This window comes from Sneathiella sp. (assembly GCF_041689005.1).
Classification (GTDB): Bacteria; Pseudomonadota; Alphaproteobacteria; order Sneathiellales; family Sneathiellaceae; genus Sneathiella.
The window spans coordinates 72,380-82,225 of sequence record NZ_JBDNHC010000078.1; the positions used below are offsets into that span (position 1 = coordinate 72,380).

The 9,846-nt window shown below is 57.8% G+C and carries 9 protein-coding genes; 3 read left to right on the plus strand and 6 right to left on the minus strand.

Annotated features, from left to right (window positions below; genetic code table 11):
• The first annotated feature begins 218 nt into the window (after positions 1–218).
• The gene (locus ACESNI_RS10015) at positions 219–1,451 is read left to right on the plus strand and encodes a class I SAM-dependent methyltransferase (RefSeq protein WP_373086470.1); all 1,233 of its coding nucleotides are present in this window, start codon (positions 219–221) and stop codon (positions 1,449–1,451) included.
• A 12-nt stretch (positions 1,452–1,463) separates the two neighbouring features.
• Here ACESNI_RS10015 and ACESNI_RS10020 read toward each other — a convergent pair whose 3' ends face one another.
• From ACESNI_RS10020 to glmU, 3 genes are all read right to left on the minus strand, one after another.
• Entirely contained in the window at positions 1,464–2,444 is a 981-nt protein-coding gene (locus ACESNI_RS10020; protein WP_373086472.1) for a hypothetical protein, read from the minus strand.
• A 90-nt stretch (positions 2,445–2,534) separates the two neighbouring features.
• The gene (gene glmS / locus ACESNI_RS10025; RefSeq protein ID WP_373086473.1) at positions 2,535–4,358 is read right to left on the minus strand and encodes a glutamine--fructose-6-phosphate transaminase (isomerizing); all 1,824 of its coding nucleotides are present in this window, start codon (positions 4,356–4,358) and stop codon (positions 2,535–2,537) included.
• Positions 4,359–4,394: 36 nt separating this feature from the next.
• Complete coding sequence (gene glmU / locus ACESNI_RS10030) at positions 4,395–5,732, minus strand: bifunctional UDP-N-acetylglucosamine diphosphorylase/glucosamine-1-phosphate N-acetyltransferase GlmU (protein WP_373086474.1); 1,338 nt, start codon at positions 5,730–5,732, stop codon at positions 4,395–4,397.
• Between the two features lie 104 nt (positions 5,733–5,836).
• Between glmU and gph the strand changes: the two genes are divergently transcribed.
• Positions 5,837–6,514, plus strand: a complete 678-nt coding sequence (gph, locus tag ACESNI_RS10035; protein ID WP_373086475.1) for a phosphoglycolate phosphatase — start codon at positions 5,837–5,839, stop codon at positions 6,512–6,514.
• On the opposite strand, the gene ACESNI_RS10040 is transcribed toward gph, so the two are convergent.
• The 3 genes from ACESNI_RS10040 to ACESNI_RS10050 form a co-directional block, all read right to left on the minus strand.
• Positions 6,511–7,500 (minus strand): lysophospholipase, encoded by a 990-nt coding sequence (locus tag ACESNI_RS10040; protein ID WP_373086477.1) that lies wholly within the window; start codon positions 7,498–7,500, stop codon positions 6,511–6,513. The two genes, gph and ACESNI_RS10040, sit on opposite strands and share 4 nt — an antisense overlap.
• Positions 7,497–8,105 (minus strand): uracil-DNA glycosylase family protein, encoded by a 609-nt coding sequence (locus ACESNI_RS10045; RefSeq protein ID WP_373086478.1) that lies wholly within the window; start codon positions 8,103–8,105, stop codon positions 7,497–7,499. Before ACESNI_RS10045 ends, ACESNI_RS10040 begins: the two co-directional genes overlap by 4 nt.
• A 292-nt stretch (positions 8,106–8,397) precedes the next feature.
• Complete coding sequence (locus ACESNI_RS10050; RefSeq protein ID WP_373086479.1) at positions 8,398–9,198, minus strand: crotonase/enoyl-CoA hydratase family protein; 801 nt, start codon at positions 9,196–9,198, stop codon at positions 8,398–8,400.
• A gap of 162 nt (positions 9,199–9,360) precedes the next feature.
• Between ACESNI_RS10050 and ACESNI_RS10055 the strand changes: the two genes are divergently transcribed.
• A partial coding sequence (locus ACESNI_RS10055) for a DMT family transporter (RefSeq protein WP_373086481.1) occupies positions 9,361–9,846 on the plus strand: 486 nt, incomplete at its 3' end.

Genomic DNA, 9,846 nt, shown 5'->3' on the forward strand with positions numbered 1-9,846 from the left:
TCGTTCCAAATTTACTCTGGTTGCGCTTCCCTTATCAATCCAATGAAAAGAAAGCCAGCCTGTAGGTGGCAATTTCGTCGCTGGTTATGATGCCTGGGTGCAGAAAAGCCGGTCACAGCATTGAGGCAGGAAAGGGTCAGTAGAGACGTACGGGGTGACGTGACGGGGTGCAGAAGTCACGGGATTGCATGATCCGACCGGGGAAAGGCGACATTAAAATGATACTTTTATCTCAACTCCTCAAGCGACTTATACAGCAAGGCACCCTGACGGTGATCGATGTCAAGGGCCGGGAACATGTTTTCAGCGGCACGCCGGGCAAGTCTATTACTATGCGATTGCACACCAAGGCGGTCGAACGGAAACTTGCCTTTTATCCCAAGCTGTATCTCGGCGAAGCCTTCATGAACGAGGAATTGACCGTCGAGGGCGGCACCATCTATGACCTCCTCGAATTGCTTGTCCGCAATATGGACTGGCGCTCCCAGCATCCCTATGCGGCCTTCGGCGATTTCATCCAAAAGCTCTACTGGATGGCGACGAAATATAATCCGCGCGGACGCTCGCTTCATAATGTTGCCCATCATTATGACCTGTCGGACGAGCTGTATGAGTTGTTCCTTGACAAGAACCGGCAATATTCCTGTGGCTATTTCAAGTCGCCGGAGGATACCATCGATCAGGCGCAAATCCAGAAAATGGCGCATATCGCTGCGAAAATGGGACTAAGACCGGGGCAGAAGGTCCTCGATATCGGCTGCGGCTGGGGCGGGCTTGCGCGCTATCTCGCCGAAAATTCCGAAACCCATGTCTCCGGCGTGACGCTGTCGAAAAACCAGCTGGCTTATGCGCAGAAGATGGCCGAGCGGCAGAATTATCAGGGCAAGGTTGATTACAGCCTGACCGATTACCGCGACGTCGATGAAAAATTCGACCGGATTGTCTCCGTCGGAATGTTTGAGCATGTCGGAGTGCCCCATTACCAGCAGTTTTTCGAGAAGGTGAAAACCACTCTCACCGACGACGGCGTAGCGCTGATCCATACTATCGGCGCCGCCAACTCCCCCTCGCCGACTAATCCATGGATCGAGAAATATATCTTCCCCGGAAGCTACATTCCCTCGCTGTCACAAATCAGCAAGGTGGTCGAGAAAGTTGGCCTCTATATAACAGATGTCGAGGTGTTACGCCTCCATTACGCCGAGACGTTGAAGGCCTGGCGCACCCGGTTTAACGAAAACCGCGACAAGGCCCGGGCCATCTATGACGAGCGATTCTGCCGGATGTGGGAGTTCTATCTTGCCTCTACCGAGGCGTCGTTCCGCTGCGGCAGCATCGTTGTGTTTCAGGTGCAGGTCGCCCGAAAAATTGACGGGGCGCCGATCACCCGCGATTATATCACCGAGATCGAGCGCAACAGCCTCAACCCGGTGCGTCAGGCGGCGGAATAACTCGAGCGGTCGCTACCCCAGATCTTCGAGGTGATTCAGCGCCTCGTTTCGGTTATCGAAACTTTTGAGCGGAACGATATACCGCGCGCCATCGTCCCGCCGGAACAGGCCGTAGAAGGTATATTGCATCAACCAGCCGATCGTGCCGCCGCTGTAGTCGCCGATGGCGATGAGATAACTTTCCTCGCATCTGGCAACAAGGTCGGGCGCGAGGGTCTGACATTGCATCGCATTCAGTTTCCCGATCACTTCATACTGGTAGGACACCGCCCCCATCTGCCGCCAGACTAACCGGTCGAGGATGGTCAGGGCATCGGCGGTTTTCCGGCATTCACTTAGCGGATGTACAAGTTCAATTTTGTCGTCAAAGCCATTGTTTTTACAGGTATTATCTTTGCACCAGCTGGGGGTGATATTGCTGGAAAGCGGGATCTTGCCGCCAATATATTTTCCCGGATTGGCGAGAAAATCATCAAGATCGCTAATGTCATACTGGTCCATAAGCTCGCGGGCGCGATCCGTGGCAAAGCTGTCATAGTAGAAACATTCAAACGGCAGTAACTCGTTCTCAACCCGCCAGCCAATGGGCAGACTCTCGTCCTGCGCCTCCACCGCGACACCGTTCATCGAAAAGATATGCCATTCGCCCTGTTCGCGATGAAACCAGATCCGCCCGTTTGCCAGCATGAAGCCGCGCCAGCCGACGGGCTGGCAGGAGGGCGTATCCGCCAGCACGGCCTTGACCCAGTCAGCATCGAAAACCTCGTCAAACGATTGGGTCGCGACAAATCTCTTTCGCGGGCCAAGGATCAGTTCGCCGTCCACCAGCCCGAACAGGGCATCAAGGTCCTTCGCAGTTAGGAGTGCCTGTATTTTCCGGCCAAAGGCATAGGCTTCCTCCGGATCATAGGCGTTATTCCAGAAGGCGGCGTAATCGCGATCTTTCGCATTGCAGACGGACGCCTCAGCGGCGCCAGCAAAATTGGATAACATGCTCGCAGAAATAAGAAAAACTGCCGCAAAAACAGAGGATGCGAGAGCAGAGAATAGGGTCTGTCGCCGGGCCACTATTCCACCTTCTCTCTACTCCACCGTGACTGACTTGGCGAGGTTGCGGGGCTGATCAACGTCGGTGCCCTTCAGGACCGCGACATGATAGGCGAGAATTTGCACCGGGATCGCATAGAGAATGGGGGCAACAAACGGGTCCACCGCCGGTAGCTCGATCGAGCCAAGCGCCCGTTTCCCAAGCTTCCTGATCCCGGCGGCATCGGAAAGGAAGATCACCCGGGCGTTCCTCGCCATCACTTCCTGCATGTTGGAGGCCGTCTTCTCGAAATAAGGATCGCTCGGGGCAACCACAATGACGGGCACGGTCTCGTCGATGAGGGCAATCGGGCCATGCTTAAGTTCCCCGGCCGCATACCCTTCCGCATGGATATAGGAGATTTCCTTCAGTTTCAGCGCCCCCTCAAGGGCTATGGGATAGCCGGTGCCGCGGCCGATATAGAGCACATCGCGGGCCTCGAATATTTCCCCGGCGAGATCGCGGATATTATCATCACTTTCCAGGATTTCCGCGGCCCGCGCCGGAACCTCGGCCAGTGCCGCACAGAGCCGCGCCTCTTCCGCCCGGTCAATGACGCCGCGCTTAACACCGGCGTCAATGGCGATACAGGCAAGCGTCACCAGCTGGCAGGTGAATGCCTTGGTCGAGGCGACGCCGATTTCCGGTCCGGCCTGGGTATGGAAGACGAAATCCGATTCCCGGCCCATCGAGCTTTCCTCGACATTGACGATGGAGGCAATATGCTGGCCATTCTCCTTGGCATATTTAAGGGCGGCCAGCGTGTCCGCCGTCTCCCCCGATTGGCTGATGAAGAGGGCAAGCCCGCCTTTCGGCAGCGGCATATGGCGATAGCGGAACTCCGAGGCGATATCGACCTCAACGGCAAGATTGGCGATCCCCTCGAACCAGTATTTAGCGATCATCGCCGCGTAGAAAGAAGTTCCGCAGGCGACAATGGTCACCTTGGGTAACGTGTTCCAGTCAAACGGCAGATCCGGCAGGGTGATGGTGCGACTTTTCGGGTTGAAGAAGCTGTTGAGCGTCTCGCCCATCACCGCTGGTTGCTCGGCGATTTCCTTCATCATGAAATGTCGATGGTTACCCTTGCCGATCATGGCGCCGGACAGCCGGGTTTCCTTGATCTCGCGCGTGACCTTATTATGGTCCTTGTCGAAGAAAGTGGCGCCGTCGCGGGTCAGGACCGCCCAGTCATCTTCTTCCAGGTAGGAGATTTTGGTCGTCAGCGGCGCCAGCGCTAGTGCGTCGGAGCCCAGAAACATCTCGCCATTGCCCCAGCCGACGGCGAGCGGTGCCCCGCGCCGGGCCCCAATCATCAGATTATCGTCGCTTTTGAAGATCACCGCGATCGAAAAGGCCCCATGCAGATGATGGAGGGTTTCGGCCATTGCCTGTTCCGGCGTAAGACCCGTATCAAGGTAGCTGGTGATCAGCTGGGCGGCGATTTCCGTATCGGTCTCGGATTCAAACCGGTAGCCTTTTTCTGAAAGCGCATCCGCCAGTTCACGGTAATTCTCGATAATACCGTTATGGACGAGGGCGATCTTGTCGGTCATATGCGGATGGGCGTTGATCTCGTTCGGCACCCCGTGGGTGGCCCAGCGGGTATGGCCGATACCGGCGAGCCCGGAAATCGGGTTTGTGGCCAGCGTCGCCTCAAGATTAACAAGCTTGCCTTCCGCCCGGCGCCGGTCAATCCCGGACCCCGTCAGCGTCGCAATACCCGCGCTGTCATATCCCCGATATTCAAGACGCTTCAGCCCATCAATCAGCGAGGGCACCACGTCTTCTTTACCAAGGACACCGATAATCCCACACATATAAAGCCTTACCTTATTAAAAACAGCATGATGGCGCTAATTTGTGATTTTTTCCTTAAGCTTCCGAAAACGCTTCGCCCAGCCCGTCTTCTGCCGCGTCGTGCTGCGCTCCAGCGCCAGGGCATTGGCATCGACATCCTCGGTGATCGTGCTGCCCGCGCCAACAATCGCACCGGCACCGATGCGAACCGGGGCGACAAGCGCCGTGTTGGAGCCAATAAAGGCCCCGGCGCCGATGTCCGTGCGAAACTTGTCGAAGCCGTCATAGTTACAAGTGATGGTGCCGGCGCCGATATTGGCGCCCTCCCCGATGCGGCTATCACCGATATAGGACAGATGACTGACCTTGGCGCCCTTTTCAATTTCCGATTTCTTGATCTCGACGAAATTGCCGATCTTGACCTCTTCGGCGATGTCCGCACCGGGCCGGAGACGGGCAAAGGGGCCGATTTGCGCGCCTGCGCCGATGGTCGTGCCTTCCAGATGGCAGTGTGCCTTGATCCGCACATTATCGCCCACAGTGACCCCGGGGCCAAAGAAGACGCCGGGTTCGATCACAACGTCGCGTCCGAGTTTCGTATCATGGCTGAACCAGACACTGTCCGGATCGATGAGGGTCGCCCCCTCCGCCATTGCCTTCGCCCGCCACCGGCCTTGCGCAATTTTCTCGGCCTCGGCCAGTTGCGCGCGAGTGTTGACGCCCAGCAGTTCCTGCTCCGCGCCCTTGACGTAGGCACAGGTAAGGCCTCGCCGGTTCGCAATCTCGACAATATCGGTGAGATAATATTCGCCCTTGGCGTTATCATTACCGACGGCGGTGATCAGCGCTGAGAGCTGCCGCCCGTCGATCGCCATGACGCCGGAATTGCAGAGGCCGATGCCCCGCTCCGCCGCGTCCGCATCGGCATATTCAACAATGGCGGTCAGGTTCCCGGCGTCATCCGTCACCAGACGGCCGTATTCCGCCGGATCATCCGGCTCGAAGCCAAGCACGACAACGGCACATTTCTCGGCTGCCCGGCGTTTCTCGATCATTTGGCGGAGTGTTGCCGTCTCGATCAGCGGCGTATCCCCATAAAGGATGAGAACGTCGCCCTCGAAACCTTCAAGGCTATCAAGCGCAGCCGCAACCGCATGTCCGGTACCCAGCGCCTTTTTTTGCACAGCAATATCAGCGGGTTCAACGGCTTTCCTGACAGATGCCATGCCCGGTGCGGTGACGACCACTACCTTGGAGGGATCAAGACTCTCCACCGCCGCCAGCAAATGCGAAATCATCGGCCGGCCGCCGATCTCATGCAGGACCTTGGGCAGCACCGATTTCATGCGCGTTCCCGCGCCGGCAGCTAGAATTACAGCGGCAATTGATGACATTTCAAGACCCGGCCTTTATCTTAACAAATACTGGACTTTGACAGTAATAGCACCTAACCCTGCTACAAACCCAAATAAATAATTGTTACGGGATTTTTCAAAAAATGCGCGACATCGCTATTCTCTTTGACCTCGACGGAACCCTTGTGGATACGGCGCCAGACCTTCATGGCGCGCTCAGCCATTCCCTCAACCGGGGCGGCCGGGAGCCGGTCAGCCTCGACGACGTCCGCCATATGGTCGGCCGGGGCGCGCGGGCACTTCTTGAACAGGGCATGATGGCGACCGGCGGGATGCCGGAACCGGAGGTGTTCGAGGCACTGGTCGCTGATTTCTTCACCTATTACGGGGATCATTTAAGCGATAACAGCAAGCCCTATGAGGGCGTGCGATCGGCGCTTGAGGCTTTCCGCGCCGCCGGGGCTAATCTCGCCGTCTGCACTAACAAGCCGCATGGGTTTGCCGTGCAACTCCTGAAAGATCTCGACATGGCGCCGTTTTTCACGGCGGTGACCGGCGGCGACAGTTTTCCGACCCGCAAGCCCGACGCCGGGCATATTCTCGGTACCCTTGAGAGAATGGGCCATACCAGCGGCAAAGCCTTCATGATCGGTGATTCCGACAATGACATCACCGCCGCCCATAATGCGGGCCTCCCCTGTATCGCCGTCAGCTACGGCTATACCGAGATCCCCGTCCGCGACCTCGGCCCCGATCACATCATCGACAATTTTGATGAACTGGTGCCGCTGCTTACACGACTAGTCTCAGGAAGAGCCTAAGGCGCATCCTTAAACAGCGGCAACGCCGACACCTTGTCGCCAGACGGGATCTCCCGCGTCTTGATCCAGCTGGCGATATCCTGCCAGACGATCGGTGCCTCGAGATCACGCATCAGCATATGCCAGCCGTTCGGGTAGAGCACAATATCGGCCCCCTCTGGCAGCCGTTCGGCCATATCCTCGACGGGCTCCTTCGGGACGAGCTGGTCATTGGCGCCGTAGAGTAGCAGGATCGGCGGGGTCAGTGCGTCCGCCGCGTCATAGGCGTTATCCATGAGATTGACGAGGCCATAGATGGAATCGATACGGGTTTCCTTGATAAACAGCGGATCAGCACCGAGATTTTGCAGCATCGAGATATTATCCGAGGCCTGAATGCCCAACCCCTCGCCGGTCAGCTTCATCGTCGGCACCGTATGCGCCGCTGTCCAGAGAATGGCATCGTAGAAGATATTCATGGACTGCCAGCCCCAGACCGCCGGGGCCGAAAGAATAATCCCGTCGACGGCAGGGAAATCCTCAGCGGTGACCGCCGTCATTAACACGGCCCCGCCCATACTCTCACCGACAAGATAAACCGGCATGCCGGGGTAGCGCGCCCGCACCTGGATGACCATGGTCATCAGATCCCGGATCAGCAGCTCCTGCCCCGGCCAGATGCCAAAATTTGGGGCCTCGCCGAAGCCTCTCTGGTCATAGGCGATGGTGGTCAGACCCTGCTGCGCCCACCAGCTTGCCGGGAAGGAATAGGAATTGCTGTAGTCGTTGAACCCATGCACGGCGATAATGACGGCCGTGGGCGTCTCTTCTGCGGGCCAGACCCGAACCGGCAGCCGGGTGCCGTCGAAGGATTGCAGGTAGGTATCGGTCAGGCTGGCCCCGGGACTGTCCGGCCCCGCCTGCTGCGCGACCGGGGAGCAGGAGATCAGCAGCGCGGACAGTAATAGCGCCCCTGTCAAGGTAAGCAGGCGTAAACGAGATGTCATGTTGATGTCTCTTTCAGCAAAGCCCTGATGCGGGCGCGCAAATGCGGCAGGATCTCCGTCTCAAACCAGTCATTTCGTTTCAGCCAACCTGTCACCCGCCAGCTTGGATGCGGCAGGGGCAGGATATCCGGGCCATAATCGTGATAATGGGCAACCGTTTCGGTCAATGTCTTTTGCCGCCGCGTGCCAAGGTAATACTTATGCGCATATTGCCCGACTGCCAGGATCATCTGGATATTGGGCAGCATTGGCACTAATCGCGGGTGCCAAGTCTCCGTGCATTCGGGGCGCGGCGGCGCGTCTCCGCCCTTCGGTAGCCGTCCGGGATAGCAGAACCCTTGCGGGATGATAGCAAAATTTTGGGGATCGTAAAAAGTGTCCTTATCAACGCCGAGCCAGTCACGGAGGCGGTCGCCGGAGGCGTCGTCCCAGGGGATGCCGCTTTCATGGACTTTCGTGCCGGGCGCCTGCCCGGCGATCAGCACCGGTGCCCGTGGGTCTGCCACCAGAACCGGGCGCGGCCCGAGCGGGAGATCGGCCTCGCAGATCCGGCAGGCGCGGATACTGCTCAATAACTCCGCAAGGTTGTCACCATCCGTTGTCATCGCAGGGGCTTCCTCTCGCCGTCAGGAACAGCGGCGCAAGATATCTTTCAACGATCTCCGGTCGGAGGTGCCGGGCTCATGAAGAATAATGCCGGCGGGGATTTCCCGCGTCCATTCCCGTTCAATATTTTTAATTATATTACGGCCGGTTATGACACATAGTTCAGATGTTAGTTTATATACCTTGCCGGCCGGGCCCTGCTCGTAGCAAGCGGGGGCTTCGAGGCCGATCCGGTAGGACTGTGCCGCGAGCCAGCACGCCCCCCGGGACCCCTCTAATATCAGGCAAGGATCACTCACCCTTGAAATTACCGTCACGCTTTTCAAAGAAGGCCTCGATCGCCTCGGCATGATCCTTGGTGTGATGGGACAGCGCCTGAAAGGCCGCGGACATTTCGAGCAGGCTGTCGAGCCGCATATGTTCGCCCTCGCGCATGAGTTTCTTGGCCATGCGCAGCGAATGCGGCGGGTTGACGGCGATGCGTTTTGCCAGATCGCGGGCGGCGTCCATAAGTTCCTCATTCGGTACGACGCGGGAAACAAGCCCCCATTCGAGCGCGGTTTCGGCATCAATCATCTCGCCGGTGAAGGTCATTTCCGCGGCGCGGCTGCGGCTGATCGTTCGTGGCAGGAACCAGGCCCCGCCATCGCCCGGAATAATCCCGAGGCGAACGAAACTCTCGGCGAAGCGGGCGGAACTGGCGGCGATACGCATATCGCACATGCAGGCAAGGTCAAAGCCCGCGCCGACAGCGGCGCCATTGACGGCGGCGATGGTCGGGACGTCGAGGTTATAGAAGGCGAGCGGGATTTTCTGGATACCTTGCCGGTAGGACTCGCGAATTTCCGTCGGGCTGCCCGCAAACAGCCCCTCCTTGTCGCGCATGTTCTTGACATTGCCCCCGGCGGAGAAGGCTTTCCCCGCGCCGGTGAGGATGACACAGCGTACCGTGTTGTCTTTGTTGATCCGGTTCGCCGCACCCAGAAACGCGTCGAAAATGATATCATCGGAGAGGGCATTGCGCTCCTCCGGCCGATTGATCGTGAGGGTTACAATGCCCTCATCTTGTTCATAAATTAATGCATCAGTCATGGCGCAAAGCTACTCAATTGGCGGGCAAATAGGAAGCCTGAAATTTGCGTTAAAGGGCTTATTTGTCGGAAAACTTGACATCCCTCCCGATTGAGGGGATCGTTTTCGGGAAACAAGGGTTGTTTCGGTCTAATAATAACAAGAACCAGTTCAGGACGCCCGATGTCAGTAAACACCAACGCCAGCACCCCCGCCGCCGCCTATCGCGGTATTATCCTGTTCTGTACGGCGGTGTTCCTGTTCGCGGTGATGGATACCTTTGTCAAACTGGCGTCGCAGACATATTCGCCAATACAGGTCGTCTGGGCACGCTGTTTCTTTCATGTTGTCCTGCTGGTCATCGTTTTCGGCCCGTCGCACGGAATACGGCTGATCCGTACCAATAACCTGAAGGTACAGATTATCCGGTCTATGTTCCTGCTGGGTGCCACGGTCTGTATGTTCACGGCGCTTAAATATATCCCACTCGCCGATGCTGGTGCCATCGCCGCCACCGCGCCGCTTTTCGTCATCCTGTTCTCGGTCATCCTGCTGAAAGAGAAAATCAGCTTTCGCCGCTGGACGGCGGTCGGCATCGGTTTTGCCGGGGCGATGATCGTGCTCCGGCCGGGCCTGTCGGAGGCCCATCCGGCCATGTTCCTGGTCGTC

What these genes read in the sequence shown, in the direction of transcription:
- glmS (WP_373086473.1), bottom strand. Translation starts at nt 4,358, where the DNA reads ATGTGTGGGATTATCGGTGTCCTTGGTAAAGAAGACGTGGTGCCCTCG.
- ACESNI_RS10015 (WP_373086470.1), top strand. Translation starts at nt 219, where the DNA reads ATGATACTTTTATCTCAACTCCTCAAGCGACTTATACAGCAAGGCACC.
- ACESNI_RS10045 (WP_373086478.1), bottom strand. Translation starts at nt 8,105, where the DNA reads ATGACAACGGATGGTGACAACCTTGCGGAGTTATTGAGCAGTATCCGC.
- ACESNI_RS10050 (WP_373086479.1), bottom strand. Translation starts at nt 9,198, where the DNA reads ATGACTGATGCATTAATTTATGAACAAGATGAGGGCATTGTAACCCTC.
- glmU (WP_373086474.1), bottom strand. Translation starts at nt 5,732, where the DNA reads ATGTCATCAATTGCCGCTGTAATTCTAGCTGCCGGCGCGGGAACGCGC.
- ACESNI_RS10040 (WP_373086477.1), bottom strand. Translation starts at nt 7,500, where the DNA reads ATGACATCTCGTTTACGCCTGCTTACCTTGACAGGGGCGCTATTACTG.
- gph (WP_373086475.1), top strand. Translation starts at nt 5,837, where the DNA reads ATGCGCGACATCGCTATTCTCTTTGACCTCGACGGAACCCTTGTGGAT.
- ACESNI_RS10020 (WP_373086472.1), bottom strand. Translation starts at nt 2,444, where the DNA reads ATGTTATCCAATTTTGCTGGCGCCGCTGAGGCGTCCGTCTGCAATGCG.